This window comes from Blastomonas sp. (assembly GCF_046294995.1).
Classification (GTDB): domain Bacteria; phylum Pseudomonadota; class Alphaproteobacteria; order Sphingomonadales; family Sphingomonadaceae; genus Blastomonas.
Genome location: NZ_JBKBOG010000011.1, coordinates 65,924 through 89,360 on the forward strand (window position 1 = coordinate 65,924; position 23,437 = coordinate 89,360).

27 protein-coding genes and 1 tRNA gene are annotated in these 23,437 nt (G+C 65.2%); 6 read left to right on the top strand and 22 right to left on the bottom strand.

Annotation, left to right across the window (positions count from 1 at the left end):
* Nucleotides 1-11 precede the first annotated feature (11 nt).
* The 9 genes from ACK4R0_RS12470 to gspI form a co-directional block, all read right to left on the bottom strand.
* Nucleotides 12-2,003 carry a heme lyase CcmF/NrfE family subunit gene (locus ACK4R0_RS12470; protein ID WP_409674338.1) on the bottom strand — a complete coding sequence of 664 codons (1,992 nt, stop codon included), beginning with the start codon at nt 2,001-2,003 and terminating at the stop codon, nt 12-14.
* The gene (gene ccmE, locus ACK4R0_RS12475; RefSeq protein WP_409674340.1) at nt 2,000-2,452 is read right to left on the bottom strand and encodes a cytochrome c maturation protein CcmE; all 453 of its coding nucleotides are present in this window, start codon (nt 2,450-2,452) and stop codon (nt 2,000-2,002) included. The genes ACK4R0_RS12470 and ccmE overlap by 4 nt, the downstream gene beginning before the upstream one ends.
* 43 nt (nt 2,453-2,495) lie before the next feature.
* Nucleotides 2,496-2,624, bottom strand: a complete 129-nt coding sequence (locus ACK4R0_RS12480) for a hypothetical protein (protein ID WP_409674342.1) — start codon at nt 2,622-2,624, stop codon at nt 2,496-2,498.
* Nucleotides 2,621-3,352, bottom strand: coding sequence for a heme ABC transporter permease CcmC (gene ccmC / locus ACK4R0_RS12485; protein ID WP_409674344.1), 732 nt, complete (start codon nt 3,350-3,352; stop codon nt 2,621-2,623). Before ccmC ends, ACK4R0_RS12480 begins: the two co-directional genes overlap by 4 nt.
* Before the next feature lie 233 nt (nt 3,353-3,585).
* Nucleotides 3,586-4,653: a Leu/Phe/Val dehydrogenase gene (locus tag ACK4R0_RS12490; protein ID WP_409674346.1), complete on the bottom strand. Its 1,068-nt coding sequence runs from the start codon at nt 4,651-4,653 to the stop codon at nt 3,586-3,588.
* Between the two features lie 65 nt (nt 4,654-4,718).
* Nucleotides 4,719-4,795: transfer RNA gene (locus tag ACK4R0_RS12495), tRNA-His, on the bottom strand.
* A 158-nt stretch (nt 4,796-4,953) separates the two neighbouring features.
* Nucleotides 4,954-5,946 carry a type II secretion system minor pseudopilin GspK gene (gspK, locus tag ACK4R0_RS12500; RefSeq protein ID WP_409674348.1) on the bottom strand — a complete coding sequence of 331 codons (993 nt, stop codon included), beginning with the start codon at nt 5,944-5,946 and terminating at the stop codon, nt 4,954-4,956.
* Entirely contained in the window at nt 5,943-6,647 is a 705-nt protein-coding gene (gspJ, locus tag ACK4R0_RS12505) for a type II secretion system minor pseudopilin GspJ (protein ID WP_409674350.1), read from the bottom strand. Before gspJ ends, gspK begins: the two co-directional genes overlap by 4 nt.
* Nucleotides 6,644-7,021, bottom strand: a complete 378-nt coding sequence (gspI, locus tag ACK4R0_RS12510; protein ID WP_409674352.1) for a type II secretion system minor pseudopilin GspI — start codon at nt 7,019-7,021, stop codon at nt 6,644-6,646. The genes gspJ and gspI overlap by 4 nt, the downstream gene beginning before the upstream one ends.
* A 113-nt stretch (nt 7,022-7,134) precedes the next feature.
* Between gspI and ACK4R0_RS12515 the strand changes: the two genes are divergently transcribed.
* The 5 genes from ACK4R0_RS12515 to ACK4R0_RS12535 are packed head-to-tail and all read left to right on the top strand — an operon-like array spanning nt 7,135 to nt 11,377.
* The gene (locus tag ACK4R0_RS12515; RefSeq protein WP_409674354.1) at nt 7,135-7,782 is read left to right on the top strand and encodes a prolyl hydroxylase family protein; all 648 of its coding nucleotides are present in this window, start codon (nt 7,135-7,137) and stop codon (nt 7,780-7,782) included.
* A complete protein-coding gene (locus ACK4R0_RS12520; protein WP_409674356.1) occupies nt 7,779-9,020 on the top strand; it encodes an Nramp family divalent metal transporter in 1,242 nt (413 codons plus the stop codon). The genes ACK4R0_RS12515 and ACK4R0_RS12520 overlap by 4 nt, the downstream gene beginning before the upstream one ends.
* Nucleotides 9,017-9,808 (top strand): 5-oxoprolinase subunit PxpA, encoded by a 792-nt coding sequence (gene pxpA, locus ACK4R0_RS12525; RefSeq protein ID WP_409674358.1) that lies wholly within the window; start codon nt 9,017-9,019, stop codon nt 9,806-9,808. Before ACK4R0_RS12520 ends, pxpA begins: the two co-directional genes overlap by 4 nt.
* Nucleotides 9,780-10,439: a 5-oxoprolinase subunit B family protein gene (locus ACK4R0_RS12530; RefSeq protein ID WP_409674360.1), complete on the top strand. Its 660-nt coding sequence runs from the start codon at nt 9,780-9,782 to the stop codon at nt 10,437-10,439. The genes pxpA and ACK4R0_RS12530 overlap by 29 nt, the downstream gene beginning before the upstream one ends.
* Complete coding sequence (locus tag ACK4R0_RS12535) at nt 10,436-11,377, top strand: biotin-dependent carboxyltransferase family protein (protein ID WP_409674362.1); 942 nt, start codon at nt 10,436-10,438, stop codon at nt 11,375-11,377. The genes ACK4R0_RS12530 and ACK4R0_RS12535 overlap by 4 nt, the downstream gene beginning before the upstream one ends.
* Before the next feature lie 16 nt (nt 11,378-11,393).
* Here the strand turns inward: ACK4R0_RS12535 and ACK4R0_RS12540 are convergent, their stop codons facing one another.
* From ACK4R0_RS12540 to ACK4R0_RS12590, 11 genes are all read right to left on the bottom strand, one after another.
* Nucleotides 11,394-12,026: a glutathione S-transferase family protein gene (locus ACK4R0_RS12540; protein ID WP_409674364.1), complete on the bottom strand. Its 633-nt coding sequence runs from the start codon at nt 12,024-12,026 to the stop codon at nt 11,394-11,396.
* Between the two features lie 49 nt (nt 12,027-12,075).
* Entirely contained in the window at nt 12,076-13,377 is a 1,302-nt protein-coding gene (locus tag ACK4R0_RS12545) for a serine hydrolase domain-containing protein (protein WP_409674366.1), read from the bottom strand.
* Between the two features lie 206 nt (nt 13,378-13,583).
* A complete protein-coding gene (locus ACK4R0_RS12550; protein ID WP_409674368.1) occupies nt 13,584-14,333 on the bottom strand; it encodes a hypothetical protein in 750 nt (249 codons plus the stop codon).
* A gap of 103 nt (nt 14,334-14,436) precedes the next feature.
* A complete protein-coding gene (locus ACK4R0_RS12555; RefSeq protein ID WP_409674370.1) occupies nt 14,437-15,126 on the bottom strand; it encodes a glutathione S-transferase family protein in 690 nt (229 codons plus the stop codon).
* A gap of 2 nt (nt 15,127-15,128) precedes the next feature.
* Nucleotides 15,129-16,031 (bottom strand): alpha/beta hydrolase, encoded by a 903-nt coding sequence (locus ACK4R0_RS12560; protein ID WP_409674372.1) that lies wholly within the window; start codon nt 16,029-16,031, stop codon nt 15,129-15,131.
* Nucleotides 16,028-16,360 carry a nucleotidyltransferase family protein gene (locus ACK4R0_RS12565; protein ID WP_409674374.1) on the bottom strand — a complete coding sequence of 111 codons (333 nt, stop codon included), beginning with the start codon at nt 16,358-16,360 and terminating at the stop codon, nt 16,028-16,030. The genes ACK4R0_RS12560 and ACK4R0_RS12565 overlap by 4 nt, the downstream gene beginning before the upstream one ends.
* Nucleotides 16,360-16,818 carry a nucleotidyltransferase substrate binding protein gene (locus tag ACK4R0_RS12570; RefSeq protein ID WP_409674376.1) on the bottom strand — a complete coding sequence of 153 codons (459 nt, stop codon included), beginning with the start codon at nt 16,816-16,818 and terminating at the stop codon, nt 16,360-16,362. Before ACK4R0_RS12570 ends, ACK4R0_RS12565 begins: the two co-directional genes overlap by 1 nt.
* Nucleotides 16,808-17,443, bottom strand: a complete 636-nt coding sequence (locus ACK4R0_RS12575) for a 3-oxoacid CoA-transferase subunit B (RefSeq protein WP_409674378.1) — start codon at nt 17,441-17,443, stop codon at nt 16,808-16,810. Before ACK4R0_RS12575 ends, ACK4R0_RS12570 begins: the two co-directional genes overlap by 11 nt.
* Nucleotides 17,444-17,449: 6 nt before the next feature.
* Nucleotides 17,450-17,656, bottom strand: coding sequence for a hypothetical protein (locus tag ACK4R0_RS12580; RefSeq protein WP_409674380.1), 207 nt, complete (start codon nt 17,654-17,656; stop codon nt 17,450-17,452).
* Nucleotides 17,653-18,402 carry an HAD family acid phosphatase gene (locus ACK4R0_RS12585; protein WP_409674382.1) on the bottom strand — a complete coding sequence of 250 codons (750 nt, stop codon included), beginning with the start codon at nt 18,400-18,402 and terminating at the stop codon, nt 17,653-17,655. Before ACK4R0_RS12585 ends, ACK4R0_RS12580 begins: the two co-directional genes overlap by 4 nt.
* 248 nt (nt 18,403-18,650) lie before the next feature.
* A complete protein-coding gene (locus ACK4R0_RS12590; protein WP_409674384.1) occupies nt 18,651-19,358 on the bottom strand; it encodes a CoA transferase subunit A in 708 nt (235 codons plus the stop codon).
* Between the two features lie 170 nt (nt 19,359-19,528).
* Between ACK4R0_RS12590 and ACK4R0_RS12595 the strand changes: the two genes are divergently transcribed.
* Nucleotides 19,529-20,347: a universal stress protein gene (locus ACK4R0_RS12595; protein ID WP_409674386.1), complete on the top strand. Its 819-nt coding sequence runs from the start codon at nt 19,529-19,531 to the stop codon at nt 20,345-20,347.
* Nucleotides 20,348-20,353: 6 nt separating this feature from the next.
* Here ACK4R0_RS12595 and ACK4R0_RS12600 read toward each other — a convergent pair whose 3' ends face one another.
* Together ACK4R0_RS12600 and ACK4R0_RS12605 are read right to left on the bottom strand one after the other, a co-directional pair.
* Nucleotides 20,354-21,037: a Fe2+-dependent dioxygenase gene (locus ACK4R0_RS12600; RefSeq protein ID WP_409674388.1), complete on the bottom strand. Its 684-nt coding sequence runs from the start codon at nt 21,035-21,037 to the stop codon at nt 20,354-20,356.
* Nucleotides 21,038-21,071: 34 nt separating this feature from the next.
* Entirely contained in the window at nt 21,072-23,153 is a 2,082-nt protein-coding gene (locus ACK4R0_RS12605; RefSeq protein WP_409674390.1) for a TonB-dependent receptor, read from the bottom strand.
* Between the last annotated feature and the right edge of the window lie 284 nt (nt 23,154-23,437).

Below are 23,437 nucleotides of genomic sequence, written 5' to 3' on the forward strand. Positions count from 1 at the left end.
TAGGACGTGCTTCATGCGAGGGCCTCGCGGCCTCCGACGGGCTTTGGTTCGCCATGGGGATCGTCAGGCGCGGCCACCGGTTCGTATTCGGGCTGGTCCTTGCGGCGCAGATCGCGCGCGGTGCGGCCCACCAGCGCCAGGATGCCCCCCAGCCCGATCAGCAGCCCGCCATACCAGATCAGCGGCACGAACGGCTTCCACCACAATCGCAGCTGCCAGCGGCCATCATCGCCCTCTTCACCCAGTACGACATACAACTGCCCGTTCCAGCGGGTCAGCAGCGCAGCATGGCTGGTTGCGGTGGGCGGGGATGAGAACATCCGCGACTGCGGGTTCAGCACCGTCTGGGTCGCGCTGTCGCCATAACTGGTGACCAGCCGTGCCTCGAGCGCGGTCCAGTTGGGCCCGGCAATGGGGTCGATCCCTTGAAGTTCGATCGACCACGGGCCGACCGTGTGGGTCTGGCCGATTTCGCTGGCGACGAGCTTTTCGGTGTTGAACGCGGACTCGGCAGCCATTCCCGCCAGTGCGACCGCAATGCCCAGATGCGCGAGCACCATGCCATAAATGTGCGCAGGCGTGCGGCGCAGGTTGCGCTTCCACAGCGGCAGGATGCTGGCCACCGCAAGCCCAGCGGCAAAGATCAGCCCCAGCAGCGGCAGGATGGCGATATCGCCTGCGAACAGGACGACCAGCGCCAGCGCCACCGCCAAAGCGAGAGCAGGCGCCGCCATCATGTTGACCAGTTTCTTGCCGTTGTCCTGGCGCCAGCGCATCAGCGGACCGACCGCCATGATGACCAGCATCGGGAACACGAAGATCGCGCTGACCGGATTGAAATAGGGCGGCCCGACCGAAACCTTGGTGCCGAACGCCTCGGTGACCAGCGGATAGAGCGTACCCATCAGCACGATGCCCAGAATGCCGACGAGCAGCACGTTGTTCATCACCAGCGCGCCTTCACGGCTGAACAGATGGAAGCGCGAACCTTCGGTCACCGTCGATGCACGCAGCCCGAACAGCGCGAGCGCACCGCCGATGTAGATCGCAAGCAGCGCCAGAATGAAGCTGCCGCGCTCGGGATCGACCGCAAACGCATGCACGCTGGTCAGGATGCCCGAGCGCACGAGGAATGTGCCGACCATCGACATCGAGAACGCGACCACCGCGAGCATCACGGTCCACGCCTTGAGCGCGCCGCGCGTTGCCAGAACGCTGACCGAATGCAGCAAGGCGGTGGCGGCAAGCCAGGGCATCAGCGAAGCGTTCTCGACCGGGTCCCAGAACCACCAGCCACCCCAGCCGAGCGTGTAATACGCCCACCACGAGCCAGCGACGATGCCCAGCGTCAGGAATATCCACGCGCCCAGCACCCATGGGCGCATCGCGCGGGCAAAGGTGGGCCCGACATCGCGCGTCACCATCGCACCGATGGCGAACGAAAACGCGATCGAAAGCCCGACATAGCCGATGTAGAGCGTCGGCGGATGGAAGGCGAGACCGGGGTCCTGCAACAGCGGATTGAGGCCGTTGCCTTCGGTCGGGGCCGGGTTCAACCGTTCGAACGGGTTGGAGGCAAACAGCAGAAAGGCATAGAAACCCAGGCTGACGAAAGCCTGCCCGGCCAGCGTGGCGATCAGCGTGCGATCGTTCAACCGGCGCTCGAGCAGCGCGATCAGCCCGCCTGCAAGACCCATGACGGTGATCCACAGCAGCATCGAGCCTTCATGGTTCCCCCAGGTGCCCGAAATCTTGTAAATCAGGGGCTTGAGCGAATGGCTGTTGGCCGCGACCAGCTTGACCGACAGGTCGCTGCGCACGAACAGGACGATCAGCAGCGCGAACGACACCGCCACCAACACGCCCTGCGCGACAGCCACAGGGCGAACGGCGGGCAGAAACTGCGCGCCCTTGACGGTCAAAGCGTAGCTGCCGAGCCCAAGCTGCAACAGCGCCAGCGCGGCGGCCAGCCACAGCAGCGCCAGCGCGAATTCTGCAATCATGGCTGAGCCACCGTGCCCGCAACCTTTTTGACGTCGGCGCTGGTCATGTCCTTCATCTCGCGCGGGACGTAGTTCTCGTCATGCTTGGCGAGCAGATTGTCGGCCACGAAGAACCCTGCGCGGTCCATCCGGCCTTCGGCGACGACGCCCGATCCTTCGACGAACAGCGCAGGCGTGATGCCCGAGAAGCGCACCGGAACCGTACCCTCGCCGTCCTCGACGATGAAATCGATGGTGACACCGTCCGCCTGCTTCTTGATCGATCCGGTCTGCACCATCCCGCCGAGGCGGATCGCCTGGCCCGGCTCGACCTGCGCTGCGGCCAGTTCGCCGGGCGTATAGAAATAGCTCGCCTGCCCGCGCAGCGCATAGGCTGCGATCAGGCCTGCCGCCAGCAGCCCGACAAAGGCGATGCAGATCAGCACGAGGCGCTGGTGTTTGGCTTTCATCGTGCCGGGTCTTTGGGGGGTGGGCATGTCGGGTGTATCCGGTTCACTTGCGCTTGAGCGCATCCAGCCGCGCTTCGGTGCGCCGCAATGCCATCCAGCAATAGCCGATCAGGGCGATGGTGCCACCTATTCCGAGCCCATAGGACATTATGACATAGGTCCATTGGGTCATGCCGCAGCCAATCTGCGCATCCGCGCCTCGATCCGGATATCGGCAAGCAGGGTGCGCATCCGCATCAGGATGATCGCGCCGAAGATCAGCGAGAAGCCGATCACGGCCATGCCCAGCGGCCAGAGGAACGCCGGATCGATCGCGGACTTGCCCATGGTGATGCTCGCCGGCTGGTGCAGGCTGTTCCACCAGACGACCGAGCGGTTGATGATCGGAACGTTGATCGCGCCGACCAGCCCGAAGATCGCAGCGACACGCGCCGTGCCGTTGCGCCCGGCAGCGGCATCCTTCTGACTCGCGTCAGCCAGCGCCATGTAGCCGAGGTACAGGAACAAAAGCACCAGCATCGAGGTCAACCGTCCGTCCCACACCCACCAGGTGCCCCAGGTCGGCCGCGCCCAGATCGATCCTGTGGCGAGGCACAGCGCGCAAAAGAACGCGCCAGGAAGCGCAGATGCGCGCGCGGCGATGCCTGCGAGCGGGTGGCGCCAGACGAGCTCGACCAGGCTTGCGATGGCGATGCTGGTCCAGCCTGCCATGCCCAGCCATGCGGCGGGAACGTGGATGTACAAGATGCGCACCGTATCGCCCATCAGCCGGTCGGCCGGGGCGTTGAACAGGCCAAGGAACAGGCCGATCGCCACCATGATCACACCCGTGATCAGCAACGCCGGAGTCAGCGGCCGGGCAATCGACAGAAATCGCGTAGGATTGGCAAAACCATGCATGAGCGAGCGTTGCGTCAGCTTCCTTGCGCCGAGGCATATCGGCGTCGTCCCTTGTTGCCACGATGCAGGCACCGCCTCAAGGGAATTTGCGTGGTGGGGGATGCGATCTTCAGCTGTACCCACCTCCGCTCATCCTGAGCTTGTCGAAGGACCCGCGCCCACGCTGGCTATATAGCGGGGCCTTCGACAGGCTCAGGCTGAGCGGAAATGGTTGCGGTCGGCAAACGTGCGTATCAACCCCGACCGATCAGCTTCTGTGCCATCGCGTCGGCGACCGCAGCGGGCGACTGGCCGGTGCTGCGGCTTTCCTGCCAGATGCCGGTCAGCCGCTGGGGGATTCCCGTCAGCCGCGAGTGGACCTCGTCGACCTGCGCGGTGCGGCCTTCGGCCTGCGCGAAATATTCGAGCGCGACCGAGATGATGCCACCCGCGTTGATGACGTAATCGGGCGCGTACAGGATATCGCGATCGACCAGCATGTCGGCATGATGCGGCCGCGCGAGTTGGTTGTTGGCGCCGCCTGCGACGATCTTGACGTTGAGCTTCTCGATGCTTTCCGAATCGAGGATCGCGCCCAGCGCGTTGGGGCTGAACACATCGGCCTCGACCTGCATGATCTGATCGGCAGACACTGTCTGCGCGCCCAACTCGTCGGCCAGCGCCTGCGCGCGATCTGCGTTGACGTCGGCGAGCGTCAGATCGGCGCCTTCTGCCGCCAGCAGCCGGGCCAGCCCGCCGCCGACGCTGCCGGTGCCCTGCACCGCGATGCGCACGCCCTTGAGCCGGTCGGTGCCCAGCTTGAACTGGACCGCAGCCTTCACGCCCTGGAAGATGCCATTGGCGGTAAACGGACCGGGATCGCCACCGGCAGAACCTTCCTGCTGGACCGGCAGGCCCGAAACGAACTTGGTACGCTTAGAGATCGCGACCATGTCGGCATCCGACATGCCGATGTCCTCGGCGGTGACATATCGCCCGCCCAGCGCCTCGATCGCATCGCCGAACGCGGCGAGCATTTCGGGGGTCTTGCGGCTGTCGGCATCGGCGAGGATCACAGCCTTGCCACCACCCATCGGCAGGCCGGCCATGGCGTTCTTGTAGCTCATGCCGCGCGACAGGCGCAGCGCATCGGTGATGGCGCGGCCCTTGTCGGCATAATGCCAGAAGCGCGTACCGCCGCCTGCGGGGCCCAATTTGGTCGAGTGGATGGCGATGATCGCCGACAGGCCCGAGGCGCGGTCGTGCACATATTGCACGGCTTCGTGCTCGTCGAAGTCAGGCAGATCCCAATAGCTTTGCACGCGCCCGTCTCCCCCGGCTGTTCATGACGCGGCGGGGGCTTTGAAGCCTCGACGAAAAGGGCAGATGGGGCGACCGAGGGGTCTCGAACCCCCGACCTCCGGTACCACAAACCGGCGCTCTAACCAACTGAGCTACGGTCGCCACACACTGCACACGCCACGCGGAGGCGCTCCTTAGGAGCGCGCAGGGACAATCGTCAAGCGACGATTGGCGCGGCTCGCTATCTTACAAAGCACAGGGCCAATGCAAGGGAAAATGCGGGAATCGGATGTTTTGGCGCAATTAAATTATGTGGACGTTCAAGGCTCGCCGATCCGCCGGGCGATGATCCGCGCCGGCGTCAGCTGCGCGTCGAGCAGGCTGGTCTGCCGCCAGCGACTCTCACCCTGCGCGATCACCAGATCGAGTTCGAACCAGCGGCTGACGATCTGCGGCTGGGCTTCGATCTCGGGCCCGAAGGTTTGCGACTGCAGCGCCAGCGGCCGCCAGAAATCGGCGATCCGCGCATAGCCCAGTGCCGGGCGTTCGGCGATCAGCCGCCGTGCGCGCTCGAGCGGGATCCGGCCCGGCGCCAGCATCATGATCAAAGGCGCCTGTTCGGGCAGCAGCGTGTTGACGTTGATCGGCGACAGGATCGCATCGGGTAGCGTACAGACCCAGGGTTCGAGCGTGGCGTAAAGCTGCGGCGTCATGCCGTGCAGCGCCTGCACCTCGCCCTTGTCGCGCAGCAGCTGGCCGGCAGTGCGATAGGGTGCATCGCCCTGCATGTAGAACTGGTCCTCGGCGCCTGCGGGCAGCGGCACGGAATCGGTGTCGATCCAGTCGGCCAGCGCATCGGCAAGCGTCGCAGCGTCCTGCGCTGGCACGCCCAAGGCGGTCATCAGCCCGGCGAACTGGCCTATCCCGACCGGCCGCGCCGAAAGGTTGCCCGGCTCGCCTGCGACCACCGAGTTCAGATTGAAGCAGTTGCCCCCGTCGCGCACCGTCGCAGTGACCACCGCGCCCGAGCCGTCGTCGAGCGGCAGCACCGTGGGTGCCCCCAGCCAGCCACCGAAATTGACCGTGCGCGCCGGGCTCTGGTCGAGCCGTCGCTTGATCTCGCGCGCGGCGAAGCTCTCGGCGCCCAGCGCCGCGAATCGCGCGCGGTCGGCAGCGCCGGCATTGCCCGCCAGCCGCACCGCCAGGTTCACCCGGTCGAGGATCAGCGTCGTGACGATCGCCATCACCGCGACCAGCAGCAGCACGCTGAGCAGCGCGATGCCGCGTTCCGAAGGCTTGCCCGGCGCGCTCATCCCCCGCCCCCTGCGACCAGGAATTGCATCACCAGCGGCGCGCCGGGATTGCCGACTTGCGCCAGGGTCAGTTCGATCGCGATCGGCAGTTCGTCGGTCCGCTGCGGACGCCAGTCGGGCTGCCACAGACCCTGCTTGTCGCGAAAGCGCAGCTGCGCCGATCCGATACCTTCGAGGATCGGCACCGGGGCGCTCGTCGCGGCGCCATCCGCCTTGGGCGCGATCGCGCGGGTCAGCCGCCCGTCGGTCAGCGCCCATTCGACCCGCTGCAGGCTCGACGAGCCCGCCTGCGGATCGATCTGCGGCACCTGGCGAGTGAAACCGAGCAGAAGGCGATCGCCGCTCATCAGCGCCACGCGGTCGCTGCCGACCGCATCGCGCGACGGGCGCGGCAGCATCAGCGTCATGTCCTGCGCCATGATCGCCGAAAACCGGCGCAGATCGCCCATCTCTTCGAGCCGCAACGCGCTGCGCGCCTCGGCCTCGACGCTCTGGCGCAGCAGCAGGACGGAAGCGCTCGCGATCATCCCGAAGATGAAGAGAGCGACCATCATTTCGACGAGGGTGAAGCCGCGTTCACCCTGCTTGCACCCCTCCCCGCCTGTCCCGAGCGAAGTCGAGGGACGTTGCGCAACGGTCGCGCGCACGTCCCTCGACTTCGCTCGGGACAAACGGGGGTGGTGCGCACTGGGCTCAATCACAACACCGGCCTCAGCACGGTCAGCGTCACCTCGGGCCCGGCCGCCTGCTTCACCGCCAGATCGACCTTGAGCATCTCGCCGCCCTCGAGCGCGGTCGTGGTACGCCGCCAGGTGAAGGCACGTCCGGCGTTGGTCGCGGCGCCTTGCGAATCGCCCAGCGAGGGCGGGTTGGGGTCGGTCAGCGCTTCTACGGCCAGATTGCGGACCACCACCTCGCTGTACAAGCGGCTGTCGAGCTCTGCGGTCTGCATCAGGCTCGCCCCCTGCAGCTTGATCAGCGCCAGCGCGGCGATCGAGAACACCGCCAGCGCCACCAGCATTTCCAGCAGGCTGAAACCGGCTGATCCGGCAGGGGAACGGTGGCGCAGGGGCATGGGCGCTCATTTAACCGTCAATGCCCTGACACGCCAGCCGTTTGCAGGGTTGAACTGGCGTTGAAATGCGGGCTAATCGGCGGGCGGACACCAGCCGCGCGTGGATCGGACCAATGAGCGAACCCAACACCGCCAGCAATCAATGCAACGTTGCCGCCCTGATGAAGGTACCCGGCATCCAGCGGGTGCCCACGCTGCGGCTCGAGCTGTTCATTCTGCGCAATTTCCTGACGCCGGAGGAATGCGCGACGTTCGTCGCCAAGATCGACACCGACCGCCGCCCCTCGACCATTGCCGACCCCAATGGCGACCATTATTTCCGCACATCGGAAACCTGCGACATGAGCGCCGAGGACCCCGATGTCATCGCGCTCGACGAAAAGCTCAGTGCCCTGTCGGGAATCGACCGCCGGTTCGGCGAGACGATGCAGGGGCAGCGTTACGCCGTGGGGCAGGAGTTCAAGGCGCACACCGACTATTTCGAACCCGGCGGACAGGACTTCGAACGCTATACCAGTGTCGCAGGCCAGCGCACGTGGACCTTCATGATCTACCTCAACGAGCCGGTGGCGGGCGGCGCGACGCGTTTCAAGACCATCGACAAATCGATCAAACCCGAGACCGGCAAACTGGTCGCGTGGAACAACCGCAGGCCCGACGGATCGCTCAACCCCGCCACCATCCACCACGGCATGAAGGTGCGCGAAGGCGCGAAATACGTGATCACCAAATGGTACCGTGAAAAAAGCTGGGGCTGGTGAGGCTCAGAACCTACCGCCCCGGGCCGGCGATGCTGGTCACCGCAGCGTTCATCGGCCCCGGGACCGTCACCGCCTGCGCCAGCGCGGGGATCGGCTTTGGCTACGGCCTGCTCTGGGCGCTGGTGTTCGCGACCGTATCGACGATCATCCTGCAGAATATGGCGGCGCGGGTCGCGATCGTCACCGGCCAGGGGCTGGCCGAGGCGATTCTGGCGGCAGCATCCAGCCCTGCGTTGCGCTGGGCGATGGCGGCGCTGATCTTCGCCGCGCTCGCCATTGGCAACTCGGCCTATCAGGCAGGCAATATCAGCGGCACGGGACTGGGACTGGCGCTGCTGGGACTGGGTGACGATGTCGTTCCTGCTTCGATGCGCGCGCTGGTGATCGGCGTGCTGGCGGCCGTGCTGGTGATCGTCGGCAAGCCCGGCTGGCTCGAGAAATTGCTGATCGCGCTGGTGCTGGCGATGGCGCTGGCATTTGTCGGCGGGCTGATGGTGATCGATGTAGACTGGTCCGCCGCCGCGCGCGGTCTGGTCCCCGGGCTGCCCTCCGCCAGCGTGTTCACCGCGATCGCGCTGATCGGGACGACGGTGGTGCCCTACAACCTGTTCCTCCACGCCGCATCGGTGCGCGGCCAGTTCAGCGCCGACCGGGAGGGAATTGCCGCTGCCAGCACGGACACGGCGGTCTCGGTCACTTTGGGCGGGCTGCTGTCGATGGCGGTGGTGATAATGGGGGCCGCGACCAGCGCGATGGTATCTGCCGGAGGCGGACCGCTGGACGATGTCGCGATGCGGCTTGAAGAGCTTTTCGGAAGCCCGGCGCGGATCGTGTTCGCGCTCGGGCTGGTCGGCGCAGGGTTCAGCTCCTCGCTCACCGCGCCGCTCGCCACGGGCTATGTGCTCGCAGAGATGCTAGCCAAAAATCCGGCCAGCGGGGGCGACATCGAACGGCGCACGCGTATCTTCAAGCGCACCGCAGTGGCGGTGATCGCCATCGGAACCACCTTCGCATTCTTTGCGGTCAACCCGGTCGAGCTGATCCTGATCGCCCAGTCCGCCAACGGCCTGCTGCTGCCGATCCTCGCCGCGTTCCTTCTGTGGGTCGCATCGCGCAAGGCGAGCCTGGGCAGTTTCGCCAATGGACCGGTTGCCAATTTGGCGGGCGGCGGCGTGGTGCTGGTCTGCACATTGCTGGGGCTACGGCTGATCCTGCGCGCGGCGGGCGTCTGGCCATGACCGGCTCGATCGACATCAACGCCGATCTGGGCGAAGAGCCGATGGAAGAAGCGCGCGACATCGCATTGATGCAGCACATTTCCAGCTGCAACATCGCCTGTGGCGGCCATGCCGGGGACGCGGGCAGCATGGCGCGGATGCTGCGCGCCGCGCGCAACGCAGGCGTGGCTCCGGGCGCGCACCCCTCCTATCCCGACCGCGCGGGCTTCGGCCGGACGTCGCTCGATATGCCGGTAGCACAGCTGATCGAATCGCTGCTGGCGCAGGTCGGTGCGCTCGCCGCGATCGCCGAAGACCTCTCGATCCCCCTCACCCACATCAAGCCGCACGGCATGCTGTACAACGACCTTGCCGATCGGCCGGACATGGCCGATCCGGTCGCACAGGCGCTGCACCGCGCGTTCCCGAAACTGGCGTTGGTAGGCCTGGCCCATGGCGCGTTCGAGACAGCGGCGGTCAAGGCGCGCGCGCGCTTCATCGCCGAAGGGTTCATCGATCGCGGCTATACGGCGGCCCGCCGCCTGATCCCGCGCAGCCAGCCGGGAGCGCTGATCACAGGCGACGACGCCCGCGCGGCGCAGGCGCTCGCCATCGCCACCGGGCAACCGCTCATGGCCGATGACGGCTCCCTGATCCATGTCGCGGCACAAAGCCTGTGCCTTCATTCCGACAGTCCCGGAGCGGAACAAACCGCTTTGCGGATCGCCGAGGTGATGGCAAGCAAGGGCATAAGCATAAAAGCACCCGGAGAGCCGCCCGATGACCCTGCCGATCTATTGCGCCGATGACTGGTTGATGATTCGATCGCTTGGCCGGGATCAGGTGGCAGGGCTGGCGCAGGCGGCACGCGATCAGGGGTGGGAAGACGTGGTGCCGGGGCTCGACAGCCTCTCGCTGAGCTGGAACCCGGCAGAAAGATCGCTCGAGGCCGCGCGCAGTGCTGCCGAAGCCTTGCTGGCCGTTGCGCCCGAAACCGTGCCGGACACCACCCCGCCGCCGATCACGCTGCATATCTGCTATGACAGCATATGGGCGCATGATGCCGAAATCGTCGCCGAACTGTTGGGCATCGCCACCGATGCCCTGCCCGGATGGCATGCCGCGCAGACCTGGTGCGTGGCGATGCTGGGGTTCCAGCCCGGGTTCGGTTATCTCACCTGCGATGCGGCAATCCCTGAAATCCCCCGCCTGTCCGATCCGCGCACGCAAGTCGCAGCGGGCTCGGTCGGGCTGCTCGGCCACATCTGCGGGCTGTATCCGCACGCTGGCCCCGGCGGATGGCCGATCATCGGGCGCATCGCCGAGACGCTGTTCGATCCGTACGCGCCATCACCGGCGTTGCTCACCCCCGGCCAGAAGGTGGTGTTCGAGCGGGTTGACCATGCCACGCTGACCCGGATGGCGGGAGAGAGCGCATGAGCTTCACCGTGATCAAGGCCGGCGTCCAGTCGAGCATCCAGGCGGCGCCGTTTCGCGGACTGCGCCGGCTGGCGGTGCCTTCGGGCGGCGCGGCCGACATCCTGAGCCTGGCATTGGCCAACCGGCTGGTCGGCAAGCCGCACGAGGCTGCGGCGATCGAAATTACGCTGGGGCCGGCCGAGTTCCGCGCCGATCGCCCCCTCGCCATCGCGGTCACCGGCGCCCCTTGCCAGGTCGCGATCAACGGCGAAGACGTCGAGCAGCACGAGACGCTGCAGCTCGCCGCCGGAGACACGATCAGCATCGGCCGCGTCTGGGCAGGGTGCCGTATCTATCTGGCGGTGTCGGCGGACATCGCGGTCGCGCCGGTGCTGGGGTCGCAATCCACGCTGATTGCGGCCGGGTTCGGCGGGATCGAGGGTCGTGCGCTCGTCGATGGCGATGTGATCGCGCTGAATGATGGCGCAGAGCAGCTGCCCAGGATCACCACCCCGGCGGAGCTGCAACCGTTCTTTGGCCATGGCTTCGTGCTGCGCGTGGTCGCGGGGCCCGAATCCGACCGGTTGGCGCTCGGCATGTCTGCACTGGCGCGCAAGCGCTGGCGGGTTTCATCGCGCTCGAGCCGGATGGGACTCAAGCTGCAGGGCACCACGATCGATCTCAATTCGGCCGCACCGATCCGCAGCGGCGCGGTGTTCCCCGGCATCGTCCAGTGCCCGCCCGATGGGCTGCCGTACCTGATCGGCTGCGAAGGCCAGACCACCGGCGGCTATCCGCGCGTGGGCCAGGTGATCCGCGCCGACCGGCATCTGATCGGCCAGCTTGCTCCCAACGCCACCATGCTGATGGTGCCCGTCCAGGGCGAACAGGCCGAGCAGATCCATTCAGAAAAGCTGGCGTTGTGGTCGGACTGGCTGCCTGGACTGACGCTGGCCTGAGCCCGGGCAGCGGCGATCAGCCGCCCATGGCCGAGAAGATCATCGGTCCGCCGATCTCGATCGACTTTGCATAGGCCGGGCGCTCGCGCAGCCGTTGCAGATAGTCCGCCGCCGGACGTCCTTCGAGCAGCTTGCTCGCTGCGGCCACCTCGAGCAGATAGGCCATGTTGATGTCCGCGCCGGTGAGCCGGTCGCCGACCAGGAACTCGCGGCCCGTCACGGCGGCGTCGACATGGTCGAGCAATTTGGTGACCTCTGCCCCCAGAAACCCGCCCAGCATCGGTCCAAGACCGCCAAAGCGCGGTGCCAGCGCGGTGAAGATGATCGGGCTGGCCATCGTGCCCTCGGCAAAGTGCAGCCATTCCAGATAGGCGGGGCGGTCCTTGGCGTTGGCGGGGGCCAACCGGCCACTGCCGAAGCGCTCGATCAGATACTCGATGATCGCGCCCGATTCGACCATCACGTGCCCATCGACGATCACCGTGGGGGCCTTGGACAGCGGGTGGACGTCCTTGAGCGCAGGAGGTGCACGGAAGGTCTGAGGGTCGCGCTGATGGCGAACCATGTCGTACGGCGTCCCCATCTCCTCCAACAGCCAGATGACCCGGGTGGAGCGGGAATATTCAAGGTGATGCAGTACGATGCTCATGGCATTTCTCTCCGATATGTTCTGTTTTTGTGGGAATTGCTTTTCGGGATCAGTCGGCGACGATCGTCGCATCGGGGCCAGGCGCCGGCATCAGCGGGACGGGATCGATGAAGCGCGGATCCTTGTCGATCGTCATCCAGTCGGTGAACGGGCGGCCATATACCTGATCGAAGAACTCGTAAGGCAGCCGGAACGGCCGGGTCGACCCGCTGTTCCACAGCATCACGATGCCGTTCTGGGTCGCCGGATCGAACCACATCGCCGCGCGATAGCCGTTGACCGCGCCGCCATGGCCGACCAGCCAGTGGCCGTCATAGATATGGCTGCGCCAGCCCTGGCCATAGCCGTGGCTGATGATCAGCGAATCGGGTCCGCTGCGCCCGCCGCGATAGGTGGCGACGCGCGGGCGGTGGATTTCGGCGCGTACGCCGGGCGAAATCACCTGCGGCGACAGCCCCATCTGCGCCTGCATCCAGCGCGCCAGATCGATGATGTTCGAGCTCACGCCAGCAGCGGCAGGCACGCGGAAATACGCATCGGACAGGGTCTGCACCCTGCCCCCGCGATAGGGCCGCGCCCAGCTGGCCGCGCCGGTCAAATTGGTCATCCCCATGCCGGCGCTGGTCATCCCCAGCGGCGCGAACAGTTGCTGCGCGGCGGCCATCTCGTACGGCATCCTGGTCGCGTTGCCGACGATTTCGCTGAACGCGTCATACGCGACGTTCTGGTAGCTGTGGCAATCGCCCGGCATGCACTGCTGCGGCACGGTGGACAGCATGTTGCGGAGCATCGGCGCAGGGTCGCCCGATTCCAGCTTGCCATCATAGGCATTGCGCGACAGCCCCAGCCGGTGGGCGAGCAGATCGGGGATCGCCAGCCGGTGTTCCGCGCCGCCCGACAATTTGAGGCTGGTGCCGAAAGACGCCAGCGGGGCCGACAGGCTGAGCTTGCCCTCTTCGGCCAGCTTGTAGGCAAGCGTGCCCGCCACGCCCTTTGACACCGATGCCCAGCGAAACACTGTTTGCGGCGTGACCGGCAGACCGGCCTCGCGATCGGCAAAGCCATAGCCGCGCACGAACGCCAGCCGCCCGTTCTCGACCGTCGCCACCGACAGGCCTGCCATTTCCGGATCGCGCATCAGGCGGGTGATGCGCGCATCGAACGCGGCATAATCGACTTTGCCCTGCCAGCGCTCGGGCGTATCGGGCACCAGCAACGTGGCCTGGGCGGCGATCGCCGGAGTGCCTGCAACCACACCGCCGCCGCGCGAAACGTTGAGCCCGATCAGCAGAGCTCCAGCGGCAAGACCGCTTGCGGTCCAGACGATAGGACTGCGCAGCCAGTGCTTCATGCGGCCTCCGATTAAAAATGCGCCCCGGCTGCAATGCGTTAACCGCAGTGTCTGTGCCAATTACCCTGTTTTGCCCTGTAAAGTGCTCAAGAGCAAGCCATGCCGGATTCGGTCTGTCGCCGGTGCTGGCCGGATTGCCGGTTTGCGTGGCACCGTTTAGGGGACCAGACGTTATTGCCGGTCGCGCGACACGCGCTCATCTCGCTCTAGCCGCCGCCGGACACCCAGCGGGCAAAGGACAGCCAGGGCCCCGTCGACCAGACAACCGGGGTCAGCGCAATCCGCGCAAAGACAATCGCCGATCCGATCAGGACGGCGGGGTGAAACCGCCGGGTCGCCAGCCAGTCACGAAACAGCAGCGCAGCGAGCAGAGCCAGCACCACCAGCCCGGACAGCGGCCCGACCGCCTCGCCTGGCAGGCCGGTCATTCCGATCAACCTGCCGGCGGACGGCTGCACCATGTTGATCATTGCGACCAGCATCAGCCTTTTGTGAACGTCGGGTCGGTGGCGCATCGCTAGCGCGGAGATGATCAGTCCGCCGAACACCGGCGCGTCGAGCAGCGGTAACGCCGCCCATGATAGCGGATCGATGCCGGGCGCTGCGGTCAAAGGGCGGTGAATACCGGCGATGCCGACCGCAATCGCCAGCGGAATCATCAGCGCCACCAGCAATATGCCCAACATTCCGAGCTGTCGGTGCACATGCCGCTTGCCTGCCGAGATCAGCCCGACCTGCACCATGAATAGGATGACCCACGAGCTAAACACGATCCCGTGCAGGTGGACCAGCAGGTTGAGCGGCTCCATGGGATGCAGCGGCGGGATGAAGGCGCGCAGATAATAGCTCGGAGCAAACCCGATCACGGTGAACAGCAGGATCAGCGCCGCCATGCGCAGGAAAAAACGATGCTCGCGTTCGGCCTTGCTCGACCCCGCCCCCAAGATGTGCGCCATGATATGTGATCCCCCCGGACAGGCCCGCAGTCTGATATTTTATCGGGGGGAGCGCAATGGATTGTTGAAGCCGGTGGCCGCAGGCCGGATCAGGCAGGCCGGATCAGACCACCGCGCGGTAATCCGCTGCGATCGTGGCAGCGTCTGCAATCTCGGCCTCGTGCGCCAGGTCGCGCCAGGTTTCGGCAAGCGCTGCGCTTTCCCACGCGAACATCGCCGGGTGGCCGAGCATTCGGCCAACCCATGCGGCGGTGCGGTCATCGAGGCGCAGCCCGAAAGTGCGCACCCGGAAAGCGACCGGAGCGAAGAAAGCATCCACCGCGGTGAAGTCCGTACCGGCCAGCCAGGGGCCGCTGAACCGGTCGAGCCCCTCGCAGAAGATTTCCGATATTCGGTCGATATCTGCCTGCAGCGCCGGGGGGATATCGTGCAGCTGCGCACGTACCCCGACGCTCATCGGGCAGATGTTGCGCAGCGCGGAAAAGCCGCTGTGCATCTCCGCCGCCGCGCACCGTGCCCAGGCGCGCGCTGTCGCGTCGGATGGCCAGACACCTTGATGCCGCTCCGCCAGATATTCGATGATCGCCAGCGAATCCCAGACGACCGTGCCGTCATCGTGCAGGCAGGGAACCTTGCCATTGGGGGCAAAGCTGCGGAATTCGGCCGAATTGTCCGGCCCGCCGAACGGAACCAGCCGGTCCTCGAAATCGATCCCCAGCCCGCGCATCAGCACCCACGGCCGCAGCGACCAGCTCGAATAGTTCCGGTTCGCGGTGAACAATGTGTAGGCCATGGTTACTCCGCAGGTTTGAGATGCTGCTTCAGAAAGCGGGTGCTGTCCTCCAGCACCGGGCCCTTGCCGCGGAAGGGTTTGGACAGCGCCATCACCACCTCTTCATGGTCGAGCCCCTGATAGTTGATCATCTCGACCACCGCGCCTTCCTGCTTGAGCCGCGCGGTGAGGTTGATCGCGTTGCGCGGGCGCACGGTGGTGTCCTCGCTGCTGGTGATCAGCAGCATCGGCGGCGCATCGGCGCGCGCGAAGGTGATCGGCTGCGTCACTTCAGGCTCGGGATAGGCCGCCATCGCGTCGATCGAGCGCTTGGTGGTGAACGGGTAGAAGTCGTAAGCGCCGCTGAGGCCCACCACCGCCTTGACGATACCGGGGTCGACGCCAGCCGCCTTGAGCCAGCGCGGATCGAGCGCGAGCAGCACCGCAGTGTGTGCGCCCGCCGAATGGCCGGAAAAGCCGATCGCTTGCGGATCGCCGCCATAACGCGCGATGTTGTCGCGGGTCCACGCGACCGCATCGGCGGCATCCTCGACGAATGCAGGGAAGCGGACCTGCGGCACCTTGCGGTAATCGGGCACGACGACCACGAAACCCTGTTTGGCGAAAGCGCGCCCGGCAAACGCATAGTCCGCCCTCGCACCTTTCACCCAGCCGCCGCCGTGCCAGAAGATCAGCACCGGCCGCTTGTCGCCCGTGGTGGCATCGGCCGCGCGCCAGACATCGAGCGTCTGGCCATGGTCGCCGAAGGGCACGGCTTCGGCCACGAGCGCCGCGCCCTTGCCGCCGCCCGTCACCGCGTCGAGATGGCTCAGCAGCAGCGGCGGAGAGGTCGTCGCGGCGCATGCACCAAGCCCGCCCAGCGCAAGCACCACTATCCCCAGCGCAACCTGCCTGCCGCGCTTCATGCCGCTTTCAGATCGGCAAGATCGGCGGACATAAACAGGGTTTGCGCCGTCCTATCGATATGCGCGCGCAATGGCGGATAGAGCGGCAGATTATACCCGACGACATCAACCGTTACCGCAAGCGGGCTTTCGTCCAGCAGGGTCCAGATCCTGTCGATATCGCCTTCATCCAGACGGCCATAGATCACCAGATCGATGTCGGAATTGCGCCGCGCCCGACCCATTGCATGCGAGCCGAAGACAGCCACTTTGTCTATCCTGTGCGCATATGGCTGCAGCACGGATGCAAGCACCGCCAGCCGTTCTTCATCGAGCTGTGCACTGATCATCACCCATCACCTTGCGCACGAACGGCCAGCAGTGTCTCGTCCAGCTGGCCCATCAGCCCAAGATAGCGCGCTTCGATCGCTTTCACCACCTGCTCGAACATCTTGAGGTTGTAGGTATGCGACATCTTGTTGCGGGCATTGAGCGCCGTCATCCACACCTCGCCATCTTCGATCAGATTGGCCGCGAAGGCTGCCTTCAACACCGCACGCGGGGTAACCGTATCAAGGACGACGCCTTGAAACTCGAGATAATCCTTGATCGTTTTCCAGGCCAGTTCCCAGCAGTATTCGAAGCGCTGCACCGTGCCTTCCTGCTCAAGCTGAGACAGGCCACGCTCCCGAGAGAACTCTATGGCTTCACGCAAGAGCAGATAGGCGCGGTGAAAATTGTCGAACCTGTATTCCCAGCGCGGCCTATCGGCCGGCGTGGGAGCAGGTCCGACCTCGTCAGACGACATAATGCGCCGTCGTCTTGGCCGCGACATCCTCGGCGGTCACACCGGGCGCCAGTTCGATCAGCTGGAACGGGCTGTCGTGATCGGGGCGCTGGAAGACGCACAGGTCGGTGATAATCATGTCGACCACGTTCTTGCCGGTCAGCGGCAGCGTGCATTCGGGGATGAACTTGGGATCGCCGTTCTTGGAGGTGTGCTCCATCACCACGATGATCTTCTTGACGCCTGCGACCAGATCCATCGCGCCGCCCATGCCCTTGATCATCTTGCCGGGGATCATCCAGTTGGCGATGTCGCCGTTCTCGGCGATCTCCATCGCGCCGAGCACGGTGAGGTCGATATGCCCGCCGCGGATCATCGCGAAGCTGTCCGACGAGCTGAAATAGCTCGACGATTTCAGCTCGCTGATCGTCTGCTTGCCCGCGTTGATCAGATCGGCGTCTTCGTCGCCATCGAACGGGAACGGGCCGATGCCCAGCATGCCGTTCTCCGACTGCAGCGTCACCTCGATACCCTCGGGCACATGGTTGGCCACGAGCGTCGGGATGCCGATGCCGAGGTTGACGTAATAGCCGTCCTTGAGTTCCTTCGCGGCACGCGCCGCCATATCGTCACGGGTCCAGGGCATTTTAGGTTACTTAGCCTCCTGCAGTTCAAGCCGCCGTTCGATACGGTCCAGCCGGGAATCTATCCGGTCCACCCGGCGACTGATCGAGGCGATACCCTTTTCCAGGTGCCCCAGCCGCTCACGCGTCTCCATGCCACGCTCGATTTCGGTATCAAGCTTGTCTTCAATACGGCGCAAGCGCTCGATGATCAGGCTTTCGACGTTGTCGTTCATGGCGTGTCGGGCTCCCAGTGCGTTTCCGCCGGGAAGATATCATCAAAACCCCCGCGGATCGACGGGCCGTAGACCGGGTTGGCGAACAGGAACCAGCCATTGCCCCAAAGCTTGTCATACGGCGCTGCGGTCGCCAGCGCGCGGCGTTGCAGCGGGGGCAGTTCGGGCTTGTTGAAACCGTTGCGGAAGTCGCCAAGCTGGTCGCCCGCCATCGCCACCACGCACCAGCGCGCGGCGATCGTCGCGCGGCGCATGTCCTTGCTCGATCCGTCGGCATCGTCGCCCATCAGGAACAGCGTTTCGCCGTGCTTGAAGTCGCCGAGGCCCGCTGCAGCTAGCGTCGCCTCGCTGCCCTTTGCGTTGGCGGTCGACCGGTTGGTGTTGGCGATCGGCGTGATCCCTGCAGCGCGCAACGCGGCCATCGCCTCGATCGCACCGGGCATCGCCACGGCCTTGCCGGTGCCGGTCTTTTCCCACTGTTCCCAGGTCTTGGCGTCGAACTCGGCGCCGCGCAGCGCGAACCAGCGCATCGGCCCGATGTTCCAGATCAGCGTCTCGTCGGCATCGAACACGGCAGCCAGCGGCTTGTTGCCGCAGGGCACCGGGCGCCCGGTGGACTCGTCGATGATGACGCTGTCGGCGGGCCGCGCAGCGGCCTTGGCCAGCGCATAGCTGGTCAGCGCGCCGAAGGTCTGCCGGGACGCGATCGCGCCTTCGGCCGAGCCATAGAGCCATTGCTGGCCCATCGGCACCGAGGGCGCGGAGGCGGGAACAGATGCTGTGGTTGCGACAGGATTGCTTTGCACGGTGGTGCAGGCGGACAGGGCAAGAGAAACGAGGGCCGCAGCGCCAACGACCTTTCCCCTTCCGCTTGCGGGAGGGGTGGCTGAGCCGAAGGCGAAGCCGGGGTGGGCCTGAAAATAGCGGCGGAGCAAGCCCACCCCGGCCTTCGGCCACCCCTCCCGCCTGCGGGAGGGGAGAAAAGCGGACTTCATCACGCGGCCACCCGCTCGCGCACGGTCTTGAACTCGATCTTCTTGTCGTACGGCGCGCCGCAGATCAGGCGCTTGACGTAGATGCCGGGCAGGTGGATGCAGTCGGGATCGAGGCTGCCGGTTTCAACGATCTCCTCGACCTCGGCGACGCAGATCTTGCCTGCGGTCGCCATGGGCTGGTTGAAGTTGCGCGCGGTCTTGCGGAAGATCAGGTTGCCCGCCTTGTCGGCCTTCCACCCCTTGATGATGCACAGATCGGCATAGATTCCGCGCTCAAGGATATAGGTCTGGCCGTCGAAGTCCTTGTGCTCCTTGCCCTCGGCCACCTGGGTGCCGACGCCGGTCTTGGTGTAGAAGCCGGGAATGCCCGCGCCCCCTGCGCGGCAGCGTTCGGCGAGCGTGCCTTGCGGGCAGAATTCGACCTCGAGTTCGCCTGCCAGATACTGGCGCTCGAACTCCTTGTTCTCGCCGACATAGCTCGAGATCATCTTCCTGACCTGGCGGGTGCGCAACAGCTTGCCCAGCCCCTCGCCATCGATTCCGGCGTTGTTGGAGGCGATCGTCAGATCCTTGGTGCCGGCATCGCGGATCGCGTCGATCAAGCGCTCGGGGATACCGCACAGGCCAAAGCCGCCGGCGCAGATGTGCATCCCGTCGAACAGCAGACCTTCCAGAGCGGATGCGGCATCAGGATAGATTTTCTGCATGGCGAGCGGTCTCCCGGAAGTTTGATGGCAGGACAAACGGTCGAATCGTGTCCGTCGGCGTGGACCTAGCGGCACATAACCGCTTTTTCCAGCCATCGCTTGATTTGAATCAATGCTTGTTGCGTCCGGCAGCCGCAATCTTGGCGCACGCGAAACAAGGAGAAGGCACCATGAAATCGATCCTGCTTTATGCCGATGGCGGCGCCGCATTCGAATCCCGGTTTCAGGTGGCGCTGGACCTTGCCCGCAGCCAGTCGGGGCACATCACCTTTCTGCAGGCGACCCCGCTTTCCGGCTTTATCGTGATGGACCCGATGGGTGGCAGCTATGTGCCCGCCAGCATGCTCGAGCAACTGCGCGCCGACGAGGACAGGTTGCGCAATCTGGTCGAGGCGCGGATGAAGGTGGAGGGGCTGCCCTGGGACTGGACCGCTTATGATGGCGATGTCACGCAGGCGGTGATCAGCGCCTCGCGCCTTGCCGACGTGATCGTGCTGTCGCTGGAAAACACCGCCCGCAACGTGCGTCCGCACCCGCTGCTGGCAATTGCCGATGTTGCGGTGGAAACACGCTGCCCGGTACTCGCGGTGCCGACCGATACCAAGGCGCTGTATACCGCAGGCAAGGTCCTGGTCGCGTGGGATGGCAGCCACGAGGCGGCCAGCGCGATGAAGCTGGCACTGCCGATGCTGCAACAGGCAGCGTCGGTGCACCTTGTCACGATCATCGAGCCCAAAAAGGCCGGCGGCTTTCCATCGACCGAGGCGAGCGAATATCTCTCGCGTCATGGCGTGTGCAGCGAACTGATCGAGCGCGAGCGGGGTACGCTCTCGATCGAGGAAGTGATCGAGAATGTCGCGGCCGAGATCGGCGCCGATCTGCTGGTGATGGGCGCCTTTGGCCACAGCCGCCTGCGCGAGGTGCTGCTCGGCGGCGTGACCCGCTATTTCCTCAGGGACTCGAACATTCCGCTGCTGCTGGCGCACTGATGCCCGTCAAGGGGTTGCCCATTGCCGCAGCAGGTTGTGATAGCTGCCGGTGAGCGCGATCAGCGCCGGATCGTCATCGCCGATCCGCTGGCGCAGCGACTGGATGGCGATATCGATGTCGAACAGGATGGAGCGACGGCCCTGGTCCGCCACCAGGCTTTGTACCCAGAAGAAGGAAGCAATGCGCGCACCGCGCGTTACCGGTGTGACGCTGTGCAGGGTGGTGGCGGGATAGAGCACCATATCCCCTGCGGGCAGCTTGATCCGCCGTTCGCCCGAGCCTTCCTCGATGACCAGTTCGCCGCCATCATATTCGGCAGGGTCGGACAGGAACAGGGTGCACGACAGGTCGGTGCGCACTCGCGCGCCGCTGGCCGGATGCGTGCGGATGGCATTGTCGACATGCACGCCGAAGGTGTGGCCTTGCGCATATTGGTTGAACAGCGGCGGGAAGATGCTGTGCGGCAGCGCTGCGGACTGGAACAGCAGGCTGCCGGCAAGCGCCTTGAGCACCGCGCTGCCCAGGTGGACCGCCGCGTCGCTGGTCTCAGGCAGCTGCAGATTGTGCTTGGCCAGCGCCGACTGATATCCCGCCGTCACCCGTCCGTCGCCCCAGGGCGCCGTGGCAAGTCTCTCGCGAAAGTCTGCCACGGCGTCCGGTGTCAGAACGCCTTCGATTTCCAGTATCACCCCACGGTCTCCCCGGCGGGCAGCTGACCCGCGATCAATAGTTCAAGGCGAGCGTCAATAGCGCATTGCGCGAGGCCGAGGGAATCGATTGTGCGCTGGAGAACGACTGGAAGTAATATTCATTGCCGACATTGTAGACGTTGAGCCGCACCGTCGCATACGGATTGACGCGATATTCGGCAAAGGCATCGACCACGGTGTAGGCAGGGACGGTGACCGCGAAGTTCCCGGTCGTGGCGCTTTCCTGGACGTTGCTGCGACGCTGGCCGACATGCTGCAGGCCACCGCCGACGCTCAGTTCGCCGGTGACGTCATACGAGGTCCACAGCGCGACCGAATGCTTGGGGGTGTTGTCCAGACGCTGCCCGGTCTCGAACGCACGGTTCGATTTGATCACCTTGCCATCCAGATAGCTGTAGCCGGCAAACACGTTCCAGCGCGGGGTGATCGCGCCGATCGCCTGCAGCTCGAAGCCCCGCACCCGCTGCTCGCCATCCAGCACGATGGCCGGATCTCCGGGATTGAGCCCCGGCGTGCGGGCGTTGTTGCGGGTGATCTGAAACACTGCGGCCGACAGCTCGAGCTCGCCATCCAGCAGTTCATATTTGGCTCCGGCTTCCCACGCATCGCCGGTCTCGGGCGCGACATCGAAAGCGGAAAAAGCGGTCGGCGGGGCGTTGTTTCCGCCTGCGACCTGCACGACCTCCGAACGGCCCGAAGGTTCGAACGCGGTCCCATAAGCCACATACAGGCTGGCATTCTCGCTGGGCTTATAGATCACTGCGGCGTTGCCCGACCATTCGCGATCAACCCGCGACACATCGACGACGAAGCCTGGCGTGTTGCCCAGGTCGTCGATGCCGCGCACGCGGCTGTCGACATCATCATAGCGAAGCCCGCCGGTGATCCGCCACGAGTTGCCGATTTCCATGGTGTGGAAGACATAGGCAGCCACCGTATCGGTATCGATGCGCGCGCGCGTGCCGTTGAACGGAATGGCGGGCGCTGGACCGAACACCGGATTGAACAGGTTGGTCGCAGGGCCATTGGTATCCAGCCGCCGCCGGTTTTCGGTGCTTTCATCGACGATCTCGAGCCCCGCCACCGTGGTGTGGCGGATATCGCCGGTATCGAACCGCACGGTCAGATTGGTCTGGTTGATGAACAGCTTGTCGGTCTGGAAACGCGGTTTGCGGTTGCCCAGCGCCTGGGTGTTGGCATTGAGCGTGGTGACGTTGCCGACAAAGCGCGGCGCCGAAATGATCGAGTCATTGCGCACGCGGGCATAGCGGGTCTGGTTCTGGATGCTCACCGCGTCGCCGAAATCATGTTCGATCTTGAGCGTGCCCATGTCGGTGACGACGTCGAGATAATCGTTGGAATAGCCGTAATAGTTCGATCGGCGCACGGGCGCGGGACGGCCTTCGAGCCCGGATCCGGCCAGCGACCGGTTGCGGGCGTTGGGGATGCCGAAATCAGGCTGGTCGTGCTGCTCGAGATGCAGATAGTTCAGCGTCACGCGCGTGGCCGTGTCGAGGCCGAAACCCAGCGACGGCGCGATCGCCCAGCGCCGGTTCTGGACCTGATCGCGGCCCGGCTCGTCCGCGCTGTGCGCCATTCCGTTGATGCGGAATGCGATGCCCAGCTCTTGCGAGATCGGAATGTTGATGTCGCCCGTGGCGCGATACTGGTCGTGCGTGCCGATGCTGAGGTCTGCGCCGGTGGTCATATCCATCACAGGCTGACGCGTGACGATGTTGACCGTACCGCCAATGTTGCCACGACCGGCAAACGCCGAGGCCGGACCCTTGGTCACCTCGACCCGGTCGGCATAAAACGGATCGCGGAAATAATTGCCCGGATCGCGAATGCCATCGACGAAGATGTCGTCGCGGCCGGAAAATCCGCGCACCGAAAACGAATCGCCGCCGCCTGGCGGGTTGCCCTCGCCCGCCTGAAAGCTGACGCCAGTGATATTGCGAAGCGAATCGCGCAGCGTCCGCCGCCCCTGTTCTTCGAGCAATTTGTCCGCAATGACGGTGACCGTCGCAGGGGTGTCGAGCACCGGCAGGGTCCGCTTGGGGTCGCTCAGCTCCTTGACCGCATAGCCTGTCACGACGATTTGCTGGTCGCGATCTTCGTCAAATTCGTCAGCAATTACAGCGGAGTCAGCCGAGTTTTCACTGGCGTGTGCTGGGCTGGCGACTGCTGCCAACCCTGCGCAACTTGTTCCCAGGGCAGCAAGCAACTGCCCCCGAACCGAAGAACCCATTCCCACAAAAATCTCCCAGACCCCGATGCTGCCCGCCGCGATAGGGGGCGCGCGCAACGTTTATGCACTCGCTTTTGATATTGCAAGCCGTTCTTAATTGCAGCGCCGCCACACGGCGCGTGCCGCCA

Coding starts and splice junctions, on each gene's coding strand:
- ACK4R0_RS12565 (WP_409674374.1), bottom strand. CDS start 16,360: ATGATCAGTGCACAGCTCGATGAAGAACGGCTGGCGGTGCTTGCATCC.
- ACK4R0_RS12470 (WP_409674338.1), bottom strand. CDS start 2,003: ATGATTGCAGAATTCGCGCTGGCGCTGCTGTGGCTGGCCGCCGCGCTG.
- ACK4R0_RS12515 (WP_409674354.1), top strand. CDS start 7,135: ATGAGCGAACCCAACACCGCCAGCAATCAATGCAACGTTGCCGCCCTG.
- ccmE (WP_409674340.1), bottom strand. CDS start 2,452: ATGAAAGCCAAACACCAGCGCCTCGTGCTGATCTGCATCGCCTTTGTC.
- ACK4R0_RS12550 (WP_409674368.1), bottom strand. CDS start 14,333: ATGGCGCACATCTTGGGGGCGGGGTCGAGCAAGGCCGAACGCGAGCAT.
- ACK4R0_RS12480 (WP_409674342.1), bottom strand. CDS start 2,624: ATGACCCAATGGACCTATGTCATAATGTCCTATGGGCTCGGAATAGGT.
- ACK4R0_RS12560 (WP_409674372.1), bottom strand. CDS start 16,031: ATGAAGCGCGGCAGGCAGGTTGCGCTGGGGATAGTGGTGCTTGCGCTG.
- ACK4R0_RS12530 (WP_409674360.1), top strand. CDS start 9,780: ATGACCCTGCCGATCTATTGCGCCGATGACTGGTTGATGATTCGATCG.
- ACK4R0_RS12545 (WP_409674366.1), bottom strand. CDS start 13,377: ATGAAGCACTGGCTGCGCAGTCCTATCGTCTGGACCGCAAGCGGTCTT.
- ccmC (WP_409674344.1), bottom strand. CDS start 3,352: ATGCATGGTTTTGCCAATCCTACGCGATTTCTGTCGATTGCCCGGCCG.
- gspK (WP_409674348.1), bottom strand. CDS start 5,946: ATGAGCGCGCCGGGCAAGCCTTCGGAACGCGGCATCGCGCTGCTCAGC.
- ACK4R0_RS12570 (WP_409674376.1), bottom strand. CDS start 16,818: ATGTCGTCTGACGAGGTCGGACCTGCTCCCACGCCGGCCGATAGGCCG.
- gspI (WP_409674352.1), bottom strand. CDS start 7,021: ATGCCCCTGCGCCACCGTTCCCCTGCCGGATCAGCCGGTTTCAGCCTG.
- ACK4R0_RS12540 (WP_409674364.1), bottom strand. CDS start 12,026: ATGAGCATCGTACTGCATCACCTTGAATATTCCCGCTCCACCCGGGTC.
- ACK4R0_RS12555 (WP_409674370.1), bottom strand. CDS start 15,126: ATGGCCTACACATTGTTCACCGCGAACCGGAACTATTCGAGCTGGTCG.
- ACK4R0_RS12580 (WP_409674380.1), bottom strand. CDS start 17,656: ATGAACGACAACGTCGAAAGCCTGATCATCGAGCGCTTGCGCCGTATT.
- ACK4R0_RS12590 (WP_409674384.1), bottom strand. CDS start 19,358: ATGCAGAAAATCTATCCTGATGCCGCATCCGCTCTGGAAGGTCTGCTG.
- ACK4R0_RS12595 (WP_409674386.1), top strand. CDS start 19,529: ATGAAATCGATCCTGCTTTATGCCGATGGCGGCGCCGCATTCGAATCC.
- ACK4R0_RS12575 (WP_409674378.1), bottom strand. CDS start 17,443: ATGCCCTGGACCCGTGACGATATGGCGGCGCGTGCCGCGAAGGAACTC.
- ACK4R0_RS12535 (WP_409674362.1), top strand. CDS start 10,436: ATGAGCTTCACCGTGATCAAGGCCGGCGTCCAGTCGAGCATCCAGGCG.
- pxpA (WP_409674358.1), top strand. CDS start 9,017: ATGACCGGCTCGATCGACATCAACGCCGATCTGGGCGAAGAGCCGATG.
- ACK4R0_RS12585 (WP_409674382.1), bottom strand. CDS start 18,402: ATGGGCCAGCAATGGCTCTATGGCTCGGCCGAAGGCGCGATCGCGTCC.